The organism is Brevundimonas sp. R86498 (assembly GCF_044598075.1).
GTDB lineage: Bacteria > Pseudomonadota > Alphaproteobacteria > Caulobacterales > Caulobacteraceae > Brevundimonas.
Genome location: NZ_CP139004.1, coordinates 3241545 through 3263739 on the forward strand (window position 1 = coordinate 3241545; position 22195 = coordinate 3263739).

The 22195-nt window shown below is 69.1% G+C and carries 23 protein-coding genes and 1 tRNA gene; 14 read left to right on the forward strand and 10 right to left on the reverse strand.

Translation table 11 applies throughout. The features are described 5' to 3' along the window. Positions 1–10 precede the first annotated feature (10 nt). The 5 genes from SJY26_RS16025 to SJY26_RS16045 are packed head-to-tail and all read right to left on the reverse strand — an operon-like array spanning position 11 to position 5604. A complete protein-coding gene (locus tag SJY26_RS16025) occupies positions 11–2191 on the reverse strand; it encodes a chemotaxis protein CheA (RefSeq protein ID WP_396593974.1) in 2181 nt (726 codons plus the stop codon). Between the two features lie 10 nt (positions 2192–2201). Continuing rightward, the gene (locus SJY26_RS16030) at positions 2202–2561 is read right to left on the reverse strand and encodes a response regulator (protein ID WP_396595790.1); all 360 of its coding nucleotides are present in this window, start codon (positions 2559–2561) and stop codon (positions 2202–2204) included. Positions 2562–2563: 2 nt separating this feature from the next. Beyond that, complete coding sequence (locus SJY26_RS16035; protein WP_396593975.1) at positions 2564–2857, reverse strand: STAS domain-containing protein; 294 nt, start codon at positions 2855–2857, stop codon at positions 2564–2566. Next, positions 2857–4866, reverse strand: a complete 2010-nt coding sequence (locus SJY26_RS16040; protein WP_396593976.1) for a methyl-accepting chemotaxis protein — start codon at positions 4864–4866, stop codon at positions 2857–2859. The genes SJY26_RS16035 and SJY26_RS16040 overlap by 1 nt, the downstream gene beginning before the upstream one ends. Before the next feature lie 30 nt (positions 4867–4896). Continuing rightward, a complete protein-coding gene (locus tag SJY26_RS16045; protein WP_396593977.1) occupies positions 4897–5604 on the reverse strand; it encodes a TorF family putative porin in 708 nt (235 codons plus the stop codon). Between the two features lie 318 nt (positions 5605–5922). Between SJY26_RS16045 and SJY26_RS16050 the strand changes: the two genes are divergently transcribed. The 6 genes from SJY26_RS16050 (at position 5923) to SJY26_RS16075 (ending at position 11280) form a co-directional block, all read left to right on the forward strand. Further along, the gene (locus SJY26_RS16050; protein ID WP_396593978.1) at positions 5923–6756 is read left to right on the forward strand and encodes an enoyl-CoA hydratase-related protein; all 834 of its coding nucleotides are present in this window, start codon (positions 5923–5925) and stop codon (positions 6754–6756) included. A 70-nt stretch (positions 6757–6826) separates the two neighbouring features. After that, complete coding sequence (locus SJY26_RS16055; protein ID WP_396593979.1) at positions 6827–7492, forward strand: PepSY-associated TM helix domain-containing protein; 666 nt, start codon at positions 6827–6829, stop codon at positions 7490–7492. A gap of 11 nt (positions 7493–7503) precedes the next feature. Further along, entirely contained in the window at positions 7504–8022 is a 519-nt protein-coding gene (locus SJY26_RS16060) for a DUF2271 domain-containing protein (RefSeq protein WP_396593980.1), read from the forward strand. Positions 8023–8033: 11 nt separating this feature from the next. Beyond that, positions 8034–8843: a DUF4198 domain-containing protein gene (locus SJY26_RS16065; RefSeq protein WP_396593981.1), complete on the forward strand. Its 810-nt coding sequence runs from the start codon at positions 8034–8036 to the stop codon at positions 8841–8843. Positions 8844–8986: 143 nt separating this feature from the next. Then, the gene (locus SJY26_RS16070; RefSeq protein WP_396593982.1) at positions 8987–9919 is read left to right on the forward strand and encodes an FAD:protein FMN transferase; all 933 of its coding nucleotides are present in this window, start codon (positions 8987–8989) and stop codon (positions 9917–9919) included. Further along, complete coding sequence (locus SJY26_RS16075) at positions 9916–11280, forward strand: sulfite reductase subunit alpha (protein WP_396593983.1); 1365 nt, start codon at positions 9916–9918, stop codon at positions 11278–11280. The genes SJY26_RS16070 and SJY26_RS16075 overlap by 4 nt, the downstream gene beginning before the upstream one ends. Here the strand turns inward: SJY26_RS16075 and SJY26_RS16080 are convergent. The 5 genes from SJY26_RS16080 to SJY26_RS16100 all read right to left on the reverse strand — a co-directional run bounded on the left by SJY26_RS16080 (position 11277) and on the right by SJY26_RS16100 (position 13939). Then, a complete protein-coding gene (locus tag SJY26_RS16080; RefSeq protein WP_396593984.1) occupies positions 11277–11831 on the reverse strand; it encodes a cysteine hydrolase family protein in 555 nt (184 codons plus the stop codon). The genes SJY26_RS16075 and SJY26_RS16080 overlap by 4 nt on opposite strands. Before the next feature lie 70 nt (positions 11832–11901). Beyond that, positions 11902–12696, reverse strand: a complete 795-nt coding sequence (locus SJY26_RS16085) for a family 16 glycosylhydrolase (RefSeq protein WP_396593985.1) — start codon at positions 12694–12696, stop codon at positions 11902–11904. A 195-nt stretch (positions 12697–12891) separates the two neighbouring features. After that, positions 12892–13083, reverse strand: a complete 192-nt coding sequence (locus tag SJY26_RS16090; RefSeq protein ID WP_396593986.1) for a hypothetical protein — start codon at positions 13081–13083, stop codon at positions 12892–12894. 323 nt (positions 13084–13406) lie between these two features. Further along, positions 13407–13479, reverse strand: a tRNA-Arg gene (locus SJY26_RS16095). Positions 13480–13528: 49 nt separating this feature from the next. After that, the gene (locus SJY26_RS16100; RefSeq protein ID WP_396593987.1) at positions 13529–13939 is read right to left on the reverse strand and encodes a hypothetical protein; all 411 of its coding nucleotides are present in this window, start codon (positions 13937–13939) and stop codon (positions 13529–13531) included. A gap of 403 nt (positions 13940–14342) precedes the next feature. On the opposite strand from SJY26_RS16100, the gene SJY26_RS16105 reads away from it, so the two are divergent. The 8 genes from SJY26_RS16105 to SJY26_RS16140 all read left to right on the forward strand — a co-directional run bounded on the left by SJY26_RS16105 (position 14343) and on the right by SJY26_RS16140 (position 21957). Beyond that, positions 14343–15632: a S41 family peptidase gene (locus SJY26_RS16105; protein ID WP_396593988.1), complete on the forward strand. Its 1290-nt coding sequence runs from the start codon at positions 14343–14345 to the stop codon at positions 15630–15632. A gap of 15 nt (positions 15633–15647) precedes the next feature. Continuing rightward, on the forward strand, positions 15648–16103 hold the full coding sequence (locus tag SJY26_RS16110; protein ID WP_396593989.1) for a MarR family winged helix-turn-helix transcriptional regulator: 456 nt from the start codon (positions 15648–15650) through the stop codon (positions 16101–16103). A gap of 193 nt (positions 16104–16296) precedes the next feature. Beyond that, the gene (locus tag SJY26_RS16115; protein WP_396593990.1) at positions 16297–16584 is read left to right on the forward strand and encodes a hypothetical protein; all 288 of its coding nucleotides are present in this window, start codon (positions 16297–16299) and stop codon (positions 16582–16584) included. 121 nt (positions 16585–16705) lie between these two features. After that, positions 16706–17389, forward strand: coding sequence for a fumarylacetoacetate hydrolase family protein (locus tag SJY26_RS16120; RefSeq protein ID WP_396593991.1), 684 nt, complete (start codon positions 16706–16708; stop codon positions 17387–17389). An 11-nt stretch (positions 17390–17400) separates the two neighbouring features. Further along, positions 17401–18033, forward strand: coding sequence for a maleylacetoacetate isomerase (maiA, locus tag SJY26_RS16125; RefSeq protein WP_396593992.1), 633 nt, complete (start codon positions 17401–17403; stop codon positions 18031–18033). Further along, positions 18030–19259 (forward strand): NAD(P)/FAD-dependent oxidoreductase, encoded by a 1230-nt coding sequence (locus SJY26_RS16130; protein WP_396593993.1) that lies wholly within the window; start codon positions 18030–18032, stop codon positions 19257–19259. The genes maiA and SJY26_RS16130 overlap by 4 nt, the downstream gene beginning before the upstream one ends. A gap of 206 nt (positions 19260–19465) precedes the next feature. Next, entirely contained in the window at positions 19466–20092 is a 627-nt protein-coding gene (locus SJY26_RS16135; protein WP_396593994.1) for a DUF305 domain-containing protein, read from the forward strand. Between the two features lie 20 nt (positions 20093–20112). After that, positions 20113–21957 carry an LVIVD repeat-containing protein gene (locus SJY26_RS16140; RefSeq protein ID WP_396593995.1) on the forward strand — a complete coding sequence of 615 codons (1845 nt, stop codon included), beginning with the start codon at positions 20113–20115 and terminating at the stop codon, positions 21955–21957. Positions 21958–22195: the final 238 nt, after the last annotated feature.

A 22195-nucleotide genomic window follows, 5' to 3' on the forward strand; every position in this document is an offset into this window, starting at 1 on the left:
CGGACATGGATCAGCTCGCGATGGCAAGTTGGGGTGAAGGCTGGGGCGCGGCCCGCTTGCGCAGGCTGATGATCGCATCGACGTCGAGGATCAGCGCGACCCGGCCGTCACCCAGGATGGTGGCGGCCGCGATCCCGTCGACCTGCTGGTAGTTGAGCTCCAGGCTCTTGATCACGACCTGCCTCTGCCCCTGGATCGCGTCGACCGTCAGGGCCGCCAGCCCGCCCACGCCGCTCTCGACCAGCAGGGTGACGCCGGTTCCGGTCGAGGCGTTGTCAGTCCAGCCCATGGCCTCGGCCACATCGATCATCGGCACATAGACGCCGCGCACCGACAGCACGAAGCCTTCGGGTCCCAGGGCCTGGATGTCGCCGGGCTTGGGCTGCAGCGTTTCGACGATCGCGGTGATCGGCACCACCAGCGTCTGTTCGCCCACCGTCACGACCATGCCGTCCAGCACGGCCAGGGTCAGCGGCAGGCTGAGCGTGAAGGTCGACCCCACACCCGGCTTGGACACGATGGTGATCCGTCCGCCCAGGGCCTGGATGGAGCGCTTGACCACATCCATGCCCACGCCGCGCCCGGATACGTCCGAAATGACAGCCGCCGTCGAGAACCCGGGCGCGAAGATCAGGTTGTCGATCTCCTCGTCGCTCAGCGCCGCATCGGGCTCGATCAGGCCGCGCTTGATGGCGATGTCGCGGACGCGGACGCGGTCGATGCCCTTCCCGTCATCGGAGATCTCGATGACGATCCGGCCCGACCGGTGCATGGCGGCCAGCTTGACCACACCCTCTTCGGGCTTGCCGACGGCCCGGCGCTCCTCGGGAGTCTCGAGGCCATGGTCGATCGAGTTGCGCAGCATGTGCGTCAGCGGCTCGGCGAGGCGTTCGATTACGGTCTTGTCGACCTCGGTGCCCTCCCCTTCGGTGACCAGGCGAACGCGCTTGCCGGTCATGGCGGCGACCTCGCGGGCCAGACGCGGCATGCGCTGGAACACCGACTTCACGGGCTGGGCCCGGATGGCCATGACGCTGTCCTGAATCTCGCGGGTCAGCTGTTCCAGATCGTCCAGCCCCAGGGCGATATTGGACGACCGGGCCACGCCCGATTCCATCACCCGCTGGGCCAGCATGGCCTGGTTGATCACGAGTTCGCCGACCAGATCGATCAGGCGGTCGACGCGGTCCAGATCCACGCGGATCGTCGGCGCGGCGGCCTCGCTGGTGCGGCCTTCGGCGGCCGGCCCGGCGTCGGCAGCCGGAGCGGCCGGAGCGGGCGCTGCAGCGGTCGGGGCGGCGGGCGCAGGAGCGGGTCCGGGGGCCGCGGCAACCGGCTCGGGCATATCCGGCTCGGTCGCAATCAGGGGCTCCAGATCCGGCATGACGATCGAGATTTCGGGTGTCTCCACGGCGGCGGACTCCACGGTGAACAGACAGTCGCCGTCCACGAATTCGAACACATCGACGATGCGCTCGCGGGTCACGTCAGGGGCCGTCAGCGTGACCGTCCAGGTCAGATAGGCCCCCAGCGGATCCAGCGCGTCCAGCACGGGCACGGAGTCGATGTCGCACTGCACGACCACCGGACCGAGGCGCGACAGCTCGCGCATCAGCGGCAGGGCGTCGTTGGCATTGCGATACATCACGTCCTTGGGCGTGAAGCTGACCACCCAGTCGGCCACGGCCGCCGGAGCGTCACCCGGGCCGTCGTCCAGCGAGATCATCATCGGGCTGAAGCCGAAATCCGGCTCGTCCGGCACCGCTGCGGCCGCCGGCGTGGGTGCGTGTGCCGCCCCGCCGGCTCCGCCCCCGGACGACAGGGCCTCCAGCTCTGCCACCAGGCCGTCCTCGCCGGTCAGCGGCGTATCGTTGCCCTTGGCGACGCTGACGTGGTCGGCCAGATGGTCGGCCGCGCGCAGCAGCACCTTGATGACGTCCGGATCCGGGGCCAGCGCGCCGCTGCGCACCATGTCCATGGTGGTTTCGAAGACGTGCGCGAACCGCACCAGCGGCTCCAGTCCGAAGGCGCCTGCCCCACCCTTGACCGAGTGCACGGCCCGGAACACGGCGTTCACCGTCTCGGAATTGCCGTCACCGGTCTCCAGCGTCAGCAAACCGGCTTCAAGATCGCCGAGCAGCTCGTCGCATTCCTGAAAGAACGTGGCCTTGATGGCCTCCATCGGATCCATACTTCGGGCCTCAGGCTGCGACGCGGCGGATGGCTTCGATCAGTTTGACCGGGTCGAACGGCTTGACGATCCAGCCCGTGGCCCCGGAATTGCGGGCGCGCTGCTTCTTGGCCCCGTCGCTCTCGGTGGTCAGGACCAGGATGGGCGTGGAGCGGTGCCGCTCGGTGCGCCGCACGCCCTCGATGAAGCCGAAGCCGTCGAGGTTCGGCATGTTGATGTCGGTGATGATCACGTCCGGATCATTGCGACCGAGGACGTCGAGACCGTCCAGACCGTCGACGGCCTGGACCACCTCGAACTCGTCGCCCGCAAGGGCCAGTCGCAGCATGTCCCGCATCGTGCGGGAATCATCGACCGTCAGAATGACCATGCTCACGCTGCAATCTCCGTTTGGGCTTTGAGGATCGGCGCACAGCCGAGTTGATCGAAGGCCGTCTGCACGGCATCGCTGGGATCTGTGATCCGCAGGCGGAAGCCGTCCTCCCGCCAGGAGGCGATGGCCGACAGAAGCAATTGCAGCGCCTGGGCGCCGAAGCGATCCACCTGCGAGGCATCGACATCGAGGTCGTGCCCGCGGCGCTGGATCAGGTCCGCATGGGTCTGCGTCAGGGTCGAGGCATCCATTCGACCCGGAAGGACGAAGACGTCAGCCGGCGTAAACTCCATCAGAACTGCTCCCACTGGGGTTCATTGCTGTGCGCAAGGGATACCGCCGCACCGCCCGCTGCGGCGCGGCGCGCCGGGGCCGGTTCCGGCTGGTAGGCCGCGGCAGGGGCCGGGGCCGCGGCCGGAGCAGGGCTGGTCTCACGGGCGAAGTCGGCGATGCGCGACTGGGCCTGACGGACCGGGTTGGGCTTGCTGCGGCCGCCCTTGCCACCGCCGCGCTTCTGGTCGGAGACGTGGAACTTGCCGACCAGGGCCGCCAGTTCGCCGGCTTCCTGGGACAGGTTGTGGCTGGCGGCGGTCGACTGCTCCACCATGGCCGCGTTCTGCTGGGTCGTCTGGTCCATCTGGTTGACGGCCGTATTGACCTCGCTCAGCGCCGTGGCCTGTTCCTGGGCGGAGGCGGTGATCTCGGCCATCAGGCCATTGATCTCGGCCACGCGCTCGACGATGGCGGTCAGGGCCTCGCCGGTCTCGCCGACCAGCCCCACGCCGTCCTTCACATGGCCACTGCTGGCCGCGATCAGGCTCTTGATCTCCTTGGCCGCCTCGGCCGAGCGCTGGGCCAGGGCCCGCACTTCGGAGGCCACGACCGCGAAGCCGCGTCCCGCATCACCCGCGCGCGCGGCCTCGACCCCGGCGTTCAGGGCCAGAAGGTTGGTCTGGAAGGCGATTTCGTCGATCACACCGATGATCTGGCTGATCTGGTCCGAGGACCGCTCGATCTCACCCATGGCGGCGACGGCGCGGCTGACCACGGCGCCACTGTTCTCGGCGGCCGACTTGGCCCCCGTCACGACCGTGCCGGCCCGTTCGGCACCTTCAGCCGTCCGTTTGACCGTGGCGGTGATTTCGTCCAGCGCGGCGGCCGTTTCCTCAAGCGTCGCCGCCTGCTGTTCGGTACGCCGCGACAGGTCGTCGGCGGCCTGGCTGATCTCGCCGGCCCCCGACTGCATGGCCGAGGCATTGGACCCGATGACGCCCATGGCTTCTTCCAGCTTGTCCATGGCGGCGTTGAAGTCGGTCTTCAGACGGGCGTAGTCGCCGGGGAAGTCGGCGGTGATCCGGTGGGCCAGGTCGCCGGCGGCGAGAGCGCTCAGACCCGCGGCGGTCTCATTGACAATCTGGCTCTGCTGGCGGGCCACCTCGGCCTCCAGCTCGGTCTGCTTCTGACGTTCGCGCTCGGCGGTCGAGCGGGCATCGTTGACGGCCAGGTTGGAGGATTCCAGCGCCAGCGCCTGCTCCTTGAACACCTGCACCGAGCGGCTCATGCCGCCGATCTCGTCGCCGCGCTCCAGATTGCCGACCTCGACGGTCAGGGTGCCGGCCGCCAGCTTCTCCATGACGCCGGTCAGCGAAACCAGAGGGCTGCTGATGGCGCGGGTCATCAGCCAGCCGATCAGGGCTGCGGCCACGGCCGAAATCAGGGCCCCGATCATCAGCACCAGGCTGGCCAGGCCGACCGACCCCGCCAGATGAACGTTCGTCGCCTCACGATCGGCGACGACGGTCGCGAGCACGGCATCGATCGCGTCTTCCGCCGGCCCCATGGCGGCGTCGGACGGACCGTCACGGCCCACAAAGGCCGTCGACGCGGCGCGATCGCCCCCGGCCAGAACCTTGTCAGCCTCGGCTTCAACCAGGGCGTACCAGGCGTTGGCCGCCACGTTTGCCGCCTCGATGCCCGCGATCGCCTCGGACTGGCCGGCCAGCTGTTCGGCGGCGGCCGTCATGTTCTTTTCGTAGTTGTCCCGGTGTGCCCCGAGGCGTTCGATATAATAGGGATCGCCGGTCAGCAGAAAGCCGCGGAAAGCGTTCTCCTGCCGCGCCATGAAGAACCGGCCCTGCCGCAGCGCACCGGCGGCCGTTGTCTCGGTTTCCAGAGCGCCACGCGCGGTCTCGATGACCCGGAGCTCATAAACCCCCAAACCGCCGATCGTGGCCGTGATGAGGGCGAGGAAACCGAACGCGACCGCAAGCTTTCGGCCGATTTTCCAGTTGGAGAAGTTCATGGTGCGATCCTTGGGGGCCCGGCGACAGGCCTAGAAACTGTAGGCGATGGAGGCGATGAGACGGCCTTCGTAGCGACTGCCGAACTCGTGGCCGTCGGTGTCGTACCAGCGCAGGTCGCCGGAAACGGCGGGCGAGAACTTGTGCTTCACGCCGATGTTCCAGGCGTCATAGTCGGTGCCGTTGTCGACGCGGCGCTGGCCATAGGCCACGCTCAGCTTGTCCCTGGACGTCAGGGTCAGGGTCGCCTGGGCTTCGGTCCACCAGGCCTCTTCGCCGGCGCCGTAGGTGTCGGACGCATAGTTCAGCCGCATCCGGGCCGACAGGCGATCGGTCAGCTTGCGCGAAACATCGCCCTGCCACTCGATGTAGCCGCTGTCGACACCGTTGGTCTCGTTCAGCAGCTCGCGGTACATGACCTGCCCGTCCAGGGTCCAGCCGCTGATGTCCTGCGCATAGCCGGCGGCGACGATCACCTCGGAATCCGCCCCCTTGGACGAGGAGGCCTGCGAGGCGAAGCCGTTGGCGTAGAAGCCGTTCGATTCCCAGCGCACCGATCCGAACAGGGCGGGATCCTCATCGCTCTTGCCGAGGCCCTTGCCCGTGTATTGGCTGGCGATACCGATCTGGCCGGAGACGGGATCGGCCATTGCCGGGGCCGCCGAGGTTGCCACTGCGGCAACAGCAGCGAGGACCAGAAACCGCAAGTTCTGTCGCGGTTGATTAGAGTTGGCGTTCACGTTGTTTTTCCATGACCGAGGCTTTCAAAGCCCGTCTTTCGGGGAACTCGACTAGGAGCTCAGCAGTAACGACCAATGGTCAACGATCGGTATATTCGGCACCGCCACTCGGTACGTATTACTGCGTAAAATGAACGTTAATGAACTGTTGGGGGGCGACTTTTCGGGCTTTTTGCGTAGATTCCGGAAGGGTTTCGTGCCCATGGCGTAAAAACATCATGGTAACCGGGAACCGAATCGCGTCTCGTGAAACGGACTTCTGAGGGCCGAATCAGGGGGCGTTTCGGGGCTCGCCCCACCGCCGATCCGCAGGCTGAAATGACCGTGTTCCAGATTACCCGCGACGGTGCCGTCGCCCACCTCCGGCTGACCCGCCCCGCCGCGTCGAACGCGCTCAACCTGGACTTCTGGCGTGACTTCGGTCCGGCCCTGAAGGCGCTGGACGCGACAGGCGAGGTCCGGGCGCTCGTCCTGTCCGGAGAGGGCCGCAACTTCTGCGCCGGCATGGACATCTCGGTCTTTGCCGGCGGCAACATCCTGCAGACCGAAACGGCCAGTCAGCGGCAGGCCTTCCATCAGGCGGCCCGCGACCTCCAGGACGCGCTCACCACGCTCGAACGCGTTCGCTTCCCCGTCATCGCCGCCATCCAGGGGGCCTGTGTCGGGGCCGGTCTCGACATGGTCGCGGCCTGCGACCTGCGGCTGGCCTCTCGCGAGGCCTATTTCCGCATTGAGGAGATCAACATCGGCATGATGGCCGATGTCGGCAGCCTGCAGCGTCTGCCCCGGCTCCTGCCCGACGCCGTCGTGCGCGAGCTGGCCTATCTGGGGACCCGGCTGGAGGCCGACAGGGCCGAGCGGCTGGGCTTCGTCAATGCCGTCGCCGATGACGCCGACGCCGTCGTGGCCGCCGCCCTGGATATGGCGCACCGCATCGCTGGCAAGGCCCCTCTGGCCATTTCGGGCTCAAAGGCGGCCCTGCTCTATGCCCGCGACCATACGGTCGCCGAGGGTCTGGAGTGGGCCGCCATCATGCAGGGCTCCCTCTGGAACACCGCCGACGTCATGGCCGCCATCGCCGCCCGCCGCGACCGCACACCCGGGGAATTTTCCGGCCTGTCCCCCCTGACCGGACTGACCGGTCCGGACTGATCGCCTCTGCGGCACCGCACCCGATCAACGGTTCTTGCAAATCATTCGCAAGGCGTGGCAAAGCCGGAGTGTGACCGACGCCGCCGCAACCCCTGCCGCCTCCCCCGCCCCGCGCGCCCGCCCGGTGAATGGCGCGCGCGCCTTCTGGCTGAAAGAGCTGCACCGCTGGCACTGGATCTCGGCGGGCCTCAGCCTCGCCGGCATGCTGCTGTTCGCCGTCACCGGCATCACCCTCAACCACGCCGCCCAGATCCCGGCCGAACCCGTCACGGTCGAGACCACCGCCACCCTGCCCCGTCCCCTGCTGGACCGGCTGGCCACCTTCCCGGCCGAGACCACCGATCCGGTCCCCGACGCCGTCGCCCGCTGGGCCGCCACGGAGCTGAAAGCCCCGATCGCCGGCCGCGCCACCGAAACCACCCCGGACGAGATCTATGTCGCCCTGACCGGCCCGGGGGCCGACGGCTGGCTGACGCTGGACCGCACCACCGGCGAGGCGGTGCGCGAGACCACCACCCGCGGCTGGGTCGCCTACCTCAATGACCTGCACAAGGGCCGCGACACCGGCCCGGTCTGGTACTGGTTCATCGACGTCTTCGCCGTCGCCTGCATCGTCTTCGCCGTGACCGGCCTGACCTTGCTGTGGCTGCACGCGAAGAACCGGGCCTCCACCTGGCCCCTCGTCGGGGTGGGGATCGTGATCCCCGTCGTCATCGCCCTCCTGTTCATTCACTGACGAGTTCGTTCATGCGTCCCCTGCCCCTGATCCTGGCCGCAGCCGCCGGTGCGATTGCCTCGCCGGCCCTGGCCTCTGAACTGTCCGTCACCCTCGAGGTGCCGACCATCCGCACCGCCGCCTATCACCGCCCCTATGTCGCGGTCTGGATCGAGCGCCCGGACCAGACCGCCGTCCGCACCATCGCCCTCTGGTACGAGGCCGGTGACACCGGTCGCGGCGAGGGCACCGGCGAGGACTATCTGAAGGACGTCCGCACCTGGTGGCGCAAGGGCGGGCGGGCCATGGCCCTGCCGATCGACGGCGTCACCGGCCCCACCCGCGCCCCCGGCCGCCAGACCGTGACCGTCCCCGGGGCCCGCCTCGCCGCCCTCCCGGCCGGCCAGTACAATGTCGTCATCGAGGCGGCCCGCGAACAGGGCGGCCGCGAGGTCGTCCGCGTGCCCTTCACCTGGGGCGGGGCCGCCAACAGCGCCTCCGCCGCCGGAACCTCCGAACTGGGCGCCGTCCGCGTCGCCGTCACCCGCTAAGGATCGCCCCCATGAAAAAGTTCGCCCTGCCCGCCCTCGCCCTGTTCGCCGCCCTCGCCGCCCCCCTGTCGGCCCAGGCCCACCGCGGCTGGATGATGCCCTCCTCGACCGTCCTGTCGGGTGAGTCCGCCTGGGTCGGCTTCGACGCCGGGGCCTCCAACGGCGTCTTCATCGCCGACCACGCCCCCCTGCGCCTCAGCGCCGCCAGCCTGATGATCATGGCCCCCGACGGCACCACCGGCGAAATGGCCAATCTGATGCAGGGGGCCTATCGCTCGACCTTCGACGTCCACATCAACAAGCCGGGCACCTGGAAGATCGCCAATGTCTCGGCCGGCATGTCGGCCAGCTACGCCCTGAACGGCCAGACGCAGCGCTGGCGCGGATCGGCGGCCGATTTCGCCACCGCCATCCCCGCCGGGGCCACCAACGTCAACGCCTCGGTCAACAACAACCGGCTGGAGACTTTCGTCACCCTCGGTGCCCCCACCGAAACCGTCTTCGCCCCCACCGGCCAAGGCCTTGAGATGGTCCCCGTGACCCATCCCAACGATCTGGTCGCCGGCGAAGAGGCCACCTTCACCCTGCTCAAGAACGGCCAGCCGGCAGCGGACCTCGAGGTCACCGTGGCCCGTGGCGGCCTGCGCTACCGCGACAACCCCGAGGAGATGACCGTCCGCACCGGGGCCGACGGCACCTTCACCGTCACCTGGCCCGAGGCCGGCCTGTACTGGCTCAACACCAGTCAACGCGCCGAGGCCGCCGGCACCGCCCCGGCCCAGTCGATGGCCTACACCGCCGTTCTGGAAGTCCTGCCCTGAGCCGGGGATCGCGCGGGGCGCCGCCCCCGCTGGACCTGACCCCGGCCCCGGAGCGCGACGACACCCGCGTTCTGGTTCCCGCTCTCGAGCGCGCGCCCGCCCGGCCGCCCGGCCATGAGGTCTGGTCGCTTGAGGGCGACACCATGGGCACGGTCTGGAGCGTCCGGCTGGTCGCCCCGCCCGGGGCCACCGAGGCCGGCCTGACCGCCGCCATCCAGTCCGAGCTGGACGCCGTCATCGCCCTGTTCAGCCCGTGGGAGCCGACCAGCGCGATCGGCCGTTTCAACGCCGCCCCGGCCGGCCCCGTCGTCCTGCCCGCCGCTTTCTGGACCGTTCTGGAAGCCGCCCTCGACCTCGCCGACGACACCGACGGCGCGGTCGATCCGACGCTCGGGGCCCTCGTCGATCTGTGGGGCTTCGGCCCCCCCGGCCTGCGCCCCGAGCACGCCGCCCTCCCCTCCGCCGCCGAGATCACCGCCGCCCTCGCCGTCTCCGGCTGGCGCAGGCTCCGCCTCGACGTCACCGCCGGCGCCGCCCTCCAGCCCGGCGGCCTGAAACTGGACCTGTCCGGCATCGCCAAGGGCCACGCCGTCGACCGCCTCTCCGAGACCCTCACCCGCCTCGGTGCGACCTCCCACCTGATCGAGATCGGCGGCGAGCTGCGCGGGGCCGGGGTCAAGCCCGACGGCCAGCCCTGGTGGGTCGGTCTGGAGCCCCCGCCCGGCGCTCCCGTGCCCCGCACCGTCGCGGCCCTCGCCGACATCGCGGTCGCCACCTCCGGCGACTGGCGCCGCGCCTTCGCCCACGACGGCTATCTGTATCCCCACACGATCGACGGCCGCACCGGCCACCCCATCACCAATGGCGTCGCCTCGGTCACCGTCTTCCACGCCAGCGCCATGCTGGCCGACGCCTGGGCCACCGCCCTGACCGTGCTGGGCCCGGAAGAAGGCACCCACCTCGCCACCGCCCACAACCTCGCGGCCCAGATCCTGACCCGCACCCCCTCGGGCGTGACCGAGCACCTGACCCCCGCCTTCCGCGCCCTGATGGACGACGGGGACGCGCCCGCGTGAGCGCCGATCCGACCCGCTGGCTCTGGGCGGCCATCACCGTCGGCCTGTGGCTGGCCGGCACCGCGTGGATCCTGTGGCGCGCCCGCCGCCGCCCGCCCGCCGACGCCACCACCGGCGAGATCCTGATCGCCGTCGCCAGCCAGACCGGCTTCGGCGACGAACTGGCCCGGCTGACGCACGCCACCCTCCTCGCCGGCGGCCAGCCCGCCCGCATCCTCGCCTTCACCGACCTCGACGCCCCGACCCTCCAGTCCGCCGGCCGCGTCCTGTTCATCGCCTCCACCACCGGCGAGGGCGACGCCCCCGACACCGCCGCCGCCTTCGTGCGCAAGGTGATGGGCCAGACCCCCGACCTGTCCGGCCTCGCCTACGGCCTCCTCGCCCTCGGCGACCGCAGCTACCGCGAGTACTGCGCCTTCGGCCGCGCCGTCGACGCCTGGCTCAGGACCACCGGGGCCACCCCCCTGTTCGACCGGGTCGAGATCGACAACGGCGACCCCGCCGCCGTCACCTTCTGGCAGGCCGAGGTCGCGGCTCTCCCGGGCGTCGCCCCCGCCTCCCCCGCCGCCCCCGTCATCCAGCTGCGCGAGGCCACCCCCTGGCGCCTCGTCGAGCGCCGCCTGATGAACCCCGGCAGCCCCGGCGAGGGCGCCTGGTCCCTCGCCTTCGAACCCGTCGACGGCGGCGCGCCGGACTGGGTCGCCGGCGACATCGCCGAGATCACCGTCCCCACCCCGACCGACCCGGTGCGCCGCGAATACTCCGTCGCCTCCCTGCCGTCCGACGGCCGGGTGGAGCTGCTGGTCCGCCTCATGCGCCACCCCGACGGCACCCCCGGCCTCGGCTCCGGCTTCCTGACCCAGACCCTCGCCCCCGGCGACACCGTCCCCCTGCGCGTTCGCCCCAACCGCGCCTTCCACGCGCCGGAGCCCCACGTCCCGCTCATCCTGATCGGCAACGGCACCGGCATCGCGGGCCTGCGCGCCCACCTCAAGGCCCGCGCCGCCGCGGCCACGACCGGAGCAGGCCCCGCCCCCGTCTGGCTGATGTTCGGCGAGCGCACCTCCGCCGCCGACGCCTTCTACGCCGACGACCTCGCAGCGTTTCAGCAACAGGGCATCCTCACCCGTCTGGACCGGACCTTCTCGCGCGACCCCGGCGACGGCCGCTATGTCCAGGCCCTCATCGGCGAAGCCGCCGACGACCTCCGCCGCTGGATCGCTGACGGCGCCGCCCTCTATGTCTGCGGCAGCCGCGAGGGTATGGCCGACGGCGTCCGCACCGCCCTCGACACGGCGCTCGGCGAAATCCCCTGCCGCGACCTCATCGAGACCGGCCGCTACCGCCAGGACGTCTACTAGGTCAGGCCCGACATCACGTCCGCGGTGTTCACGACCGTCGCATACTCCCCGTGCAGGTTCGACAGCGCCATGACGTGCCACGTCTCTGCGGGATGCAGAACGCCCCGGATGTCGACCTTGTCATAGGTATAGCAGGCGTCGCCCGGCACGGTGACCTCGAACCCCAGGCCGAAGGCCGCGCGCACCGTCGCCTCCACCGAATTGTTGGTGCTGACCCCGACGACGACCAGACGCGACAGGCCGCGGCTGTGCAGCCACCGCTCCAGCCCGCTGTTGGAAAAGGCGTCGTTGACGTTCTTCTCCATCCGGTGCTCGTGCGCCAGCGGCGCGAACCGGGGCTGGAACTCGCAGTTTTCGGCCCCCGGCCAGAAGGCCCCGCCCGGTTGGCGCGACATATGCCGCACATGGACCACGGGCAGCCCCCGCTCGCGCCACACCGCCAGCAGCCGCGCGATATTGTCCTCGGCCCCCGGATTGTTCCGGGGCCCGGTATGCTCCGGCAACATCCCCCGCTGCATGTCGATGATGATCAAGGCGTCCGGACTGGACATCGACCGCTCCCCTGCAAAGACCCGGCCCGATCGCACGGCCGCCGCACCGCAACCCCGTCATACCCGTGCGTCACGGCACCGGCTGCCACACCCGGACGTGGTCGATCTCCATCGCCTGCGGAAAGGCCGCGTCGTCCACCCCCTCGGCCCCGCCCCAGTCGCCGCCCACGGCCACATTCAGGATCAGGTGGAAGGGCACGTCGAACGGCCAGGTCGCCTTCGTCCCCGCCCCGTCATTGTCGAACCGGTAGTAGTCCCGGCCATCGAGGGCGAAGACCACGGCCTCCGGCGTCCAGCGCACCTGATACCGGTGAAAGGCGTCACACGCGGCGGGCACGGCGATCTCGGCCCCGCGCTGGGTCCCCGCGACATGGTTGTAGGCCCCGGTGTGGACCGTGCCGTGCACCACGCCCGGGCGGTGGCCGACATGCTCCATGATGTCGATCTCGCCATCCAGCGGCCAGCTCTCCAGATCGACCGGCAGCATCCAGATCGCCGGCCAGCTCCCCCGCCCGCACGGAATCCGCGCCCGCACCTCATACAGCCCGTAGGTCCAGCCCTGACGGCTCACCATCCGGGCCGAGGTATAGGCCTGCCCCCCGCTGTCCGCCGCCTCCGGGGTCTCATGCCGCGCCTCGATGATCAGCCGCCCGTCCTCGACCCGGGCGTTCTCCGGCCGGTCGGCGGCATAGTACTGACGCTCGTTGTTGTACCAGCCGGTGCGGTTGGCGTGGGTGTCATAGGTCCAGCGCGCCGGATCGGGCCGGCCGGCGGTCTCGAACTCGTCCGACCAGACCAGCCGGTACCCCTCGGGGGCCTCCTGCGCGGCGGCCGGCAGGGCGAGGGCGACAAGGGCGAGGGTCATCAACAGGGTGCGCATCCCGCCACGATAGCGCACGGGTCGCCGGGCGCGAAGTCCCCTCTCCCTCCCCTTCAGGGGAGGGTGGCCGAGCGCAGCGAGGCCGGGTGGGGGCGGCCTACGAGCCCCCCTTGTCATCCCGGCCGAAGCGTAGCGAAGAGCCACGCGGGAGGCGCGACGCCGATGTCCGCAATGCCCCGGTCAGCGGCGTTCAACCGGCCATTTCACAAACGCCAGCACCCACAGTCCGACAATGTTCACGTAGGGGATCACCGCCACCACGACCCACCCTCGCGAGAAGCCCAGCCGCTTCAGGATGCGCGCGACCGGGTAGCCGAGAATGATCAGCACGACGCCGACGATGGCCCAGTGCCAGACGCTGAACGTTCCCATGCCGCCCCCTCATTGGTCCGCCGGAGCCTGGGCCAATCGTCGATCCTCCGCAACGTCGCGGTCGAACCCGGTCAGCACTCACCGCGCGCGACGCCCTGCACCCACCCCCTTGTCATCCCGGCCGAAGCGCAGCGAAGAGCCGGGACGACACCGCCCTCTCCCCCGCCCCTCCCGGACATCGCGCTTGCGATGATCCGGGAGACGGCCCGGGGCCCCACCCCGTCTCCCGGCCCGCCGCTCCGCGTCGTCCGGGAGGATCGAACCCTACGCCCTTCCGTCCCGGATCATCGCTGGCGCGATGTCCGGGATGACAAGGGGGTCAAAGGCGCGGGCCGGGACTTGAACCCGGCGTCTTCAGGGCGAACCTGATGCACTCTCCGGTTATGCTACCGCGCCCACAGCCAGCTTACGGCTCTGTCGAATATCGACAAGGGAGCGAGCCTCGTCACGTGTCCACAAAAAGCGGCCCGACGTAGCTCCATTGAATGCCGACAACGACGCCATCCCGCAGGCGAAGGGTGATGACGCCATTCTGCCAACTCGTGTCGCGGTAGAGAGCCTGTGCTTCCCCAACCAGAACCGGGCCATCAAGAAACTGGACATACGGGTTTGGCTCATTGGACCAGCCCGCCTTGTGGAACGGTTTGCCGACATTGGCCTGTTGTCTCAGCGTGCGATCAGCGTCGCTCCAGGAATTGCCAATGTGGACGCCCAGTTTGCTTCCTTGCTCAATCGATCCGTTAGGTTGCCGAACGAGGAGGGCGGTTCGCTCATCCAGTGGGCCAAACGCGGCCCACCCGGCCAGACCGAGACCCAGGGCCGACACGCTCGCCAGTATGATCAGCCAAACCCTCATACGACGAGACTAGCGTTGCCGACCACAAAGACAATCGAACGTCCGCTCCGGCGTGGGGCACGACATGGGGCTTAGGCCCGAAATCTGACATTGACCGGAGGGGCGGAAAGCAGACGTCCTCAAGCGCCGTTGAGGGTGGAACCCAGTCGTAGCTTTCAGGCTGCACATCGGACATCTGATCGGCCCCGATACGCTAAGGCCTCAGGGCTTTTTCTTGGCCTGCGAAGCGATGGGCTAGCGCGATTAACGCGACCGATACGCCGAGCATGATGCCGAATAGAAAACGCACGTTCGACGCGGAAGGTTTCTCGGACATGACCGATCCCATTTGACGCGTCAGCATATTGACGGCAAAGCATTTTACAATATGTTTCACAACATGTTTCATAAAAAGGTGAGCTTCGTGTTCCTTCGTCTCCTTTCTGTCTTCCTCGTCGCGACGATCACGCCGACCATAGCAGCCGCCCAAACGTTGGATCGCGAAGCGCAACGCGAAGTCGTCACCCACCTCGAGACGGCGCTGCGCGAGAACTATGTCTTCCCCGACCGTATCCCCACGATAACCGCCGAGCTCGACCGGCGTGTTCAATCAGAGCCGATCGAAAGCGAAGAGTTCGCCGCCAGTCTCGCCCAAGGTCTAGTCAAAGCGAGCGACGATCTGCATTTCTCGGTAGCGTTCGATCCGGCCGAGGTGGTCGCCGATCGCCAGGCGAAAGCCGACGGCGAGGCAACCACCCAGGCCCAGCGCGACAGCGAGCGGGCCGCCAACTTCGGCTTTCGCGACGCTCGACGGCTCGACGGGGGCCTGGCCTACATCCGCTTCGACTTCTTCGCCGACCCGCAATACGCCCAGGAGACAGCGGCAGGGGCCATGCGGTTCGCCGAAGGTGCCAAGGGGCTGATTATCGACCTCCGCTACAACAACGGCGGCGTCCTCGAACTGGCGCAGTTCCTGATGAGCTACCTCTATCCGGCGAGCAAGGAGCAGAAATTCTTCGACTATTTCTACGGCGAGAATGGGGTCCGCGTCGAGCGGAGCCAGTGGAACCTGCCCGCCGTGCCCGGCCAACGGTCGGCGGATATCCCGGTCGTGGTGCTGACCGGATCGACCTCCTTCTCCGCCGCCGAATGGATGGCATTTTCCCTGCAGAAGCTCGGCCGTGCGACCGTGATCGGAGAGCAGACCTCCGGGGGTGCGCATCCGGTCACCCGCGTCCCGATCGACGACCGGTTCATGCTGCAGGTGCCGTTCGGTCAGATCCGGGATCCGATCGACGGCCAGGATTTCGAAGGCGTCGGCGTGACCCCCGATCTCGTCGTCCCGGCCTCGGACGCCTTGTTGGCGGCGCAGAAATTCCTGCTGCAGCCCCAGGCGGAAGCGGGCGACGCGGACGCCCGATGGGCCCTGATCCCTGTCGAATTCGCCCTCTCGGGCGGCACCGTGAGCGCCACGGACCTGAATGACGCGGCCGGCGCCTATGAAGGTCGGACCCTTGTTCGCACCCCGACCGGCCTGGTCTATCGCTGGCGCGAGCGGTTCGTCCTCGCCCTCGATCCGATCGGCAAGGATCTGTTTGCGGCCCAGGGCACGGATGACTACCGGTTCCGTCTGGTGCGGGAAAATGGTCGTGTGACCGGTCTGGAGCACGTGTGGAAGTCTGGCGAGACAAACACCTATCGCCGACTGGATTGAGGAGTTTTCAGGCGAATGGTCGAGTTGAACCGCACCTTCCTGGGTCGCCTCAGCGAGCAGTTGAGCGAACTGATCGAGCAACAGTCGGCGGAGGTATTTGAACGCGCCGGCATCGTCATTCCGGTCAAGTCCTCGTCCTTGCTGGTGGCCATCGCAACGCTCGGTCCCGTCTCCGTCGCCGGCCTGGTGCGGGCGTTGGACCGGTCGCACCAGCTCATTCAACAGAAGATGCCGAAGCTGCTGGCGCTGGGATTGGTCAGCCGCCGGCCCGATCCCGACGACCAGCGCGTCATCCTGATCGACCTTACGGACAGGGGACGCGAACAACTGGCGTTGCTCGATCGTCTGGATGGAGAGTTCGAACGCGCTTACGCCGAAATGGAAGAGCACGCCGGTCCCGTGTTCGACGGAATCAGTCGCGCGATCACCTCCCTCAAGGCCCGCCCCCTGATCGACCGCATGGTCGTTTAGAAACCGGCACGGCGTGGCGATCCAAGCATCTCGATCATCGATCGAGATGCTCACGCCGGGCGGTTCCACAAAGCGGACAGAACCAAGGCCTCAGATGGGTCGGGAGCCGCCTATCGCTTGAGGCCGGAAAGCGGACGTTGTGCCGATCCGGCCTCAAGGCTACGTAGCTTGCTCGGGGTTTTGGGGGGGTGGAATGTTCGGTCGAGGAAAGCCCACCGATTATGACGGCGACAGCCTCGCCCGAAGAGCGGCGGCCATAGAGACGAGAGAAGACTTCGTTGGGTTTGCACAACTCCTGACGCAGAACTACCGGAAGCGTCGCGACGAATGGGAGAATGACAAGCTGGACCGCTACCTGGAGGCGGTGGTCCGGTTCTCGTCTGACTTCGATGGGTATGTGCGAAACACTGGCAGCAATGCTGAGGAAAATCCTTGGCGATTGCTGGCCTCCGTTCTGCTCGCCGCCAAGGTTTACGAGTAGGCCCGAATGTCTCTGAAGGGTCGGCCTTAGCCGTCTCCCCACTCGCTGCCCCCCCCTCAAGACATCCCGCCCCCGCTGCGCTATCCCCCCATGGCCCGCAGCCGCTCCGGATGACCCCGCCATGACCCTCCCCGCCCCGCCCACCACCCTGATCCCGATGACCACGGGCGCGGCCTTCCCCGTGCGACGGGTGTTCTGCATCGGCCGCAACTACGCCGCCCATGCGCGCGAGATGGGCAATACGGAGGCCGAGGATCCCTTCTTCTTCACCGCCTGGGCCGAGACCGTCGTCGCCGACACCGATGTGATCGCCTATCCGCAGTCGACCGCCGACTATCATCATGAGGTCGAGCTGGTGGTGGCCCTGGGCCTGTCCGGCCGCGATGTGCCGGTCGAAACCGCCCTGGATCTGGTCCACGGCTATGGCGTCGGTCTCGACATGACCCGGCGCGATCTGCAGACCGCCGCCAAGAACGCCGGCAAGCCGTGGGACGTGGCCAAGAATGTCGAACAGTCCAAGCCCGTGGGCAAACTGGCCCCCGCCGCCGGCTTCGACCCCACCGCCGGGGCCATCACCCTGTCGCTGAATGGCGAGCGCCGCCAGACCGGCGACCTGTCGGACATGATCTCGTCGGTGGCCGAGGTCATCAGCTACCTGTCGCGCTTCTACCGGCTGGAGCCGGGCGATCTGATCTTCACCGGCACCCCCTCCGGCGTCGGCCCGGTGGTCCCGGGCGATGTCCTGACCGCCTCGGTCGCGGGCCTGCCCGACCTGACCGTGACCGTCGGCCCGCCCGCCGCCTGAGAGACAACCCCATGATCCTGCACGGCTATTTCCGCTCCTCCGCCGCCTGGCGGGTGCGGATCGCGCTGAAGCTGAAGGGGCTGGAGGCGGAGTATCGCTTCCACCACCTCGGCCGCGGCGAACAGTTCGATCCCGCCTATCTGGCCCTGAACCCGCAAGGGCTGCTGCCCAGCCTGCAGCTGGACGACAGCACCGTCCTGACCCAGTCCATGGCCATCTGCGAGTATCTGGACGAGGCGTATCCCACGCTGCCCCTCCTGCCCGCCGACCCGGTCGCCCGGGCCCGGGTGCGAGCGTTTGTCCAGGCCATCGCCTGCGACATCCATCCGGTCCAGAACCTGCGGGTGCTGAAGGCGCTGAAGGCTCAGGGCCAGACCGAGGACGACACCCGCGCCTGGGCCCGCCGCGTCATCGAACAGGGCTTCGATGCGCTGGAGCAACTGGTCGCCGCTTCGCCCGGCCCCTTCCTGTTCGGCGAGGCCCCCGGCATGGCCGAGGTGTTTCTGGTGCCCCAGATGGGCAATGCCCGCCGCTTCGGGGCCGACCTGCGCTGGCCCCGGCTGCTGGCCGCCGACGCCGCCTGTGCGGCCCTCCCCGCCTTCGCCGACACCCGCCCCGACCGCCAGCCGGACGCGAAAGCATGAGCAGCCCTGACCGCGTCCTCATCGTCGGGGCCGGCCATGCCGGGGGCACGGTTGCGGCCCAGCTGCGGACCAATGGCTTCGAGGGCCGGATCGTGCTGGTCGGGGATGAACCCGTCGCCCCCTATCAGCGCCCGCCCCTGTCCAAGGCCTGGCTGAAGGGCGAGGCCGATCTGGACGCCCTGCTGCTCCGCCCCGAGGACTTCTATGCCGAGCACGACATCGCCCTGAGGACCGGGGTGCATGTGGTGTCGATCTCCCCGGCCGACCGGACCGCCACCTTCGACGACGGGTCGCTGGCGACCTGGGACGCGCTGATCCTCGCCACCGGTTCGGTGTCCCGCCGTCTGCCCCTGCCCGGGGCCGACCGGCCCGACCTGATCGAGCTGCGCACCCTGGCCGACGCCGAACGGCTGAAGGCCGTGCTGGGACCCGGCCGCCGGCTGGTCATCGTCGGCGGCGGCTATGTCGGGCTGGAGGCGGCCGCCTCGGCCCGGGCGCTGGGGGCCGAGGTCGTGGTGCTGGAACGCGCCGACCGGGTGCTGGCCCGCGTCGCCTCGCCGCCCCTGTCGGCCTTCTTCACCGCCCGGCACACGGCCGAGGGCGTGGTGATCCGCACCGGGATCGCGGTCACGGGGTTCGAGGCCGAAGGCGTGCGGCTGGCGGACGGCGATCTCGTGGCGGCCGACGCCATCCTCGTCGGGGTCGGGGCCGTGGCCAATGATGCGCTGGCCCGCGCCGCCGGTCTGGTGTGCGATCCCGGCCCCGGCGGCGGCATCGTCGTGGACGAGGCGGCGCGGACCTCGGACCCGGCCATCTTCGCCATCGGCGACGTCACCGTCCGGCCCGTCCCGGTCCACGGCCTGACGCTCAGGCTGGAGAGCGTGCCCAATGCCCTGGAGCAGGCGCGTCAGGTCGCCTGCGCCCTCACCGGCAAGCCCGCCCCGGTGCCCGAGGTCCCCTGGTTCTGGTCCGACCAGTACGCCATCAAGCTCCAGATCGCCGGCCTGCCCCAGGCCGCCGACCGCACCGTGGTGCGCGACGACCCCGCCGGCGGCCGGTTCGCCGTCTTCCACCTGTGCGGCGACCGCCTCGTCTGCGTCGAGGCCGCCAATGCCCCCCAGGAGTTCATGGCCGGCCGCCAGCTCATCGCCCGCGCCACCCCCGTTGACCCCGCCGCCCTCGCCGACCCCGCGGTGTCGATGAAGGCCGTCGCCGCCCAGGCTTGACGACGCGCGCCTCCGACCCCATACTAGGAATTGTTTCCGCCCTTGATGTTGTAGTGACAGTGCGGAAGTTCGAGTCTTCTCGTCCCTCGAATTTCCCGAATCCGATTCCCGGCTTGCCCACCGGGGCCCGGACTGCCTAGTCTCCGCCATCGGACAGTGTCCGGGACGGGGGTCCAGCGTTGGCGTACAGTGTTTCAGGCCTGATTTTGACTGTCCTGCTCGGCCTGCCGGCCGCGCCCCAGACCCCGCCGATCTTCCAGCCGGGTGCCCCCGGCACCGCCGCCCGAACGATCACCGCCGCCGAGTCCGTGGCCCTCAGCCGGACCACCTTCACCCCCGCCGACGTCGCCTTCATGCAGCACATGATGGTCCACCACGCCCAGGCCGTGGACATGGTCGCCCTGCTGGAGACCCGGGGCTCCGACCCGACCGTGGCCCTGCTGGGCCAGCGGATCGCCCTCAGCCAGGACGCCGAAATCGCCCTCATGCGCGAATGGCTTGAGGCCCGCGGCCAGCCGCTGGACATGCCCGACGCCCACGCCGGCCACGGGGCCCATGCCGGCCACGCCATGGACCCGAACGTCGCCGTCATGCCCGGCATGCTCAGCCCGGCCCAGATGCAGGCCCTGACCGCGGCCTCCGGCCCCGCCTTCGACCGCCTGTTCCTCTCGGGGATGATCCAGCACCACCAGGGGGCCATCGACATGGTCAACGCCCTGATGGCCGAACCCGGCTCGGCCGAGGATCCCCTGCTGTCCGACTTCATCGCCTCCGTGATCGCCGACCAGTCGGCCGAGATCCTGCGGATGCAGTCCCTGCTCTCCGCCCTGTGACCCAGACCCGAGGACCGACCATGACCCTTCGCCGCCGCGCCCTGTCCACCGTCGCCATGGTGGGCGCTCTCCTGATGGCCGCCCCCGCCCTGGCCCAGGTCCAGACCATCGCCGCCGATGCCCGCACCGCCCTGTCGCCGGGCCTGCACGACGCCGGCCAGCTGGCCTCCGGCATGGCGCTGGAGCATTCGGTCGCTCCCCCGCCGGGCTTCTTCGATCCCGACGCCCTGTTCGCCGTGCCCCAGACCCAGGCCGAGCGCGAGGCCTTCATGGCCGCGGCCCGCGCCAACCCGCCGAAATACACCCCGCTGGCCCTCGCCAACAGCGACATGGCGATGTCCAACGGCCGTCTGTTCGTCGGCAATTTCCACGGCTTCAACGCCTATGACGTCTCGAAGGGCGGCACGCCGGAGCTGATCCTGTCGGTGGTCTGCCCCGGCGGCCAGGGCGATCTCTCGATTCACGGCGACCTGCTGTTCATGTCGGTCGAGCAGAACCGCGGCCGCGTCGACTGCAGCGTCAGCACAGATGCGGGCGACAACTCGGGCGACGACGTCAACGCCGCCCGCTTCCGCGGCATCCGCATCTTCGACATCAGCGACATCACGGCCCCGCGCCAGATCGCGGCCGTCCAGACCTGCCGCGGGTCCCACACCCACACCCTGGTGCCGTCGCCGTCCGACCCCAACGTCCTCTACGTCTACAACTCCGCCACCGCCGGCGTGCGCCCGACGGGCGAGCTGTCGATCTGCAGCGGCGGCCAACCAGGCGACAACCCCGAGACGGCCCTGTATTCGATCGACGTGATCAAGGTGCCGCTGGACAACCCGGCCGCCGCCGCGATCGTCAACCGCCCCCGCATCTTCGCCGACCGCACCACCGGCCAGATCGCCGGCCTGTGGACCGGCGGCTCGGCCGGCGTGGCCAGCCAGCAGACGGCCCAGACCAACCACTGCCACGACATCACCGTCTTCCCCGAGATCAACCGGGCGGCCGGGGCCTGCAGCGGCAACGGCATCCTGCTGGACATCTCGGACCCCGAGAACCCGGCCCGGATCGCCGAGATGTTCGATCCCGACATGGCCTACTGGCACTCCGCCACCTTCGACAACACCGGCAGCAAGGTCGTCTTCACCGATGAGTGGGGCGGCGGCATCGGCGCGCGCTGCACGGCCTCCAGCCCCGCGACCTGGGGTGCCAATCTGGTCGCCACCATCGATGGCAACTATCTTCGTGGGCAGAGCTTCCACAAACTGCCCTCCGTCCAGGGCGCGACCGAGAATTGCGTGGCCCACAATGGCTCGCTGATCCCGGTCCCGGGGCGCGACCTGATGATCCAGGCCTGGTACCAGGGCGGCCTGTCGGTCATGGACTTCACCGATCCGAAGAAGCCGCTCGAAATCGCCTTCTTCGACCGCGGTCCGATCGAGGCCCAGCGGCTGATCGTCGGCGGCTCCTGGTCGGCCTACTGGCTGAACGGTCGCATCTACTCCAGCGAGATCGCCCGCGGCCTCGACGTGCTGAAACTGGTCCCCGGTGAGCACCTCTCCGCCGCCGAGATCGCCGCCGCCGAAAGCGTCATGCGCGACGAGATCAATCCCCAGACCCAGACCCGCATCGTCTGGGCCGACAGCCCCGATGTCGCCGGGGCCTATCTCGATCAGCTGGGTCGTTCCAACACCCTGGGCGAGCAGCTGGCCGGACAGGCCAAGTCCGTCGTCGACGGCTGGCGCGCGGGCACTGCGGACAAGGCCGGTGCTGCCGCTGCCGCCCGCAGCCTGACGGTTTCGGCTGCCAGCGCCACAGGGGCCGACAAGGCGCGCATGGAAGCCCTCGCAGGCATCTTCACCCGTCTGGCCGGCTGAGCCTTCAAGCGGGGGCATCCGCAGGGATGCCCCCGCGCCTCTCCACATCCGATCCGGAAACGTGCGACCGCCCCTCGACGATCGGCGTTTGCCTTCGGTCCGCCACATTAAGATTTGGACAGGTTCGCTCCGGCGTTTGACGCCACCGGAAGGAGCGTCAAGGATGCGTCATCAAACGGTCGGAATGCGCACTCCCGGGGTCTGACCGGCACCGGTGGCGTGACATCGACTGGGGGGC

Coding starts and splice junctions, on each gene's coding strand:
- SJY26_RS16110 (WP_396593989.1), top strand. CDS start 15,648: ATGGTCGAGTTGAACCGCACCTTCCTGGGTCGCCTCAGCGAGCAGTTG.
- SJY26_RS16090 (WP_396593986.1), bottom strand. CDS start 13,083: ATGGGAACGTTCAGCGTCTGGCACTGGGCCATCGTCGGCGTCGTGCTG.
- SJY26_RS16100 (WP_396593987.1), bottom strand. CDS start 13,939: ATGAGGGTTTGGCTGATCATACTGGCGAGCGTGTCGGCCCTGGGTCTC.
- SJY26_RS16070 (WP_396593982.1), top strand. CDS start 8,987: ATGGGCACGGTCTGGAGCGTCCGGCTGGTCGCCCCGCCCGGGGCCACC.
- SJY26_RS16060 (WP_396593980.1), top strand. CDS start 7,504: ATGCGTCCCCTGCCCCTGATCCTGGCCGCAGCCGCCGGTGCGATTGCC.
- SJY26_RS16065 (WP_396593981.1), top strand. CDS start 8,034: ATGAAAAAGTTCGCCCTGCCCGCCCTCGCCCTGTTCGCCGCCCTCGCC.
- SJY26_RS16030 (WP_396595790.1), bottom strand. CDS start 2,561: ATGGTCATTCTGACGGTCGATGATTCCCGCACGATGCGGGACATGCTG.
- SJY26_RS16035 (WP_396593975.1), bottom strand. CDS start 2,857: ATGGAGTTTACGCCGGCTGACGTCTTCGTCCTTCCGGGTCGAATGGAT.
- SJY26_RS16085 (WP_396593985.1), bottom strand. CDS start 12,696: ATGACCCTCGCCCTTGTCGCCCTCGCCCTGCCGGCCGCCGCGCAGGAG.
- SJY26_RS16140 (WP_396593995.1), top strand. CDS start 20,113: ATGACCCTTCGCCGCCGCGCCCTGTCCACCGTCGCCATGGTGGGCGCT.
- maiA (WP_396593992.1), top strand. CDS start 17,401: ATGATCCTGCACGGCTATTTCCGCTCCTCCGCCGCCTGGCGGGTGCGG.
- SJY26_RS16120 (WP_396593991.1), top strand. CDS start 16,706: ATGACCCTCCCCGCCCCGCCCACCACCCTGATCCCGATGACCACGGGC.
- SJY26_RS16080 (WP_396593984.1), bottom strand. CDS start 11,831: ATGTCCAGTCCGGACGCCTTGATCATCATCGACATGCAGCGGGGGATG.
- SJY26_RS16115 (WP_396593990.1), top strand. CDS start 16,297: ATGTTCGGTCGAGGAAAGCCCACCGATTATGACGGCGACAGCCTCGCC.
- SJY26_RS16025 (WP_396593974.1), bottom strand. CDS start 2,191: ATGGATCCGATGGAGGCCATCAAGGCCACGTTCTTTCAGGAATGCGAC.
- SJY26_RS16050 (WP_396593978.1), top strand. CDS start 5,923: ATGACCGTGTTCCAGATTACCCGCGACGGTGCCGTCGCCCACCTCCGG.
- SJY26_RS16130 (WP_396593993.1), top strand. CDS start 18,030: ATGAGCAGCCCTGACCGCGTCCTCATCGTCGGGGCCGGCCATGCCGGG.
- SJY26_RS16040 (WP_396593976.1), bottom strand. CDS start 4,866: ATGAACTTCTCCAACTGGAAAATCGGCCGAAAGCTTGCGGTCGCGTTC.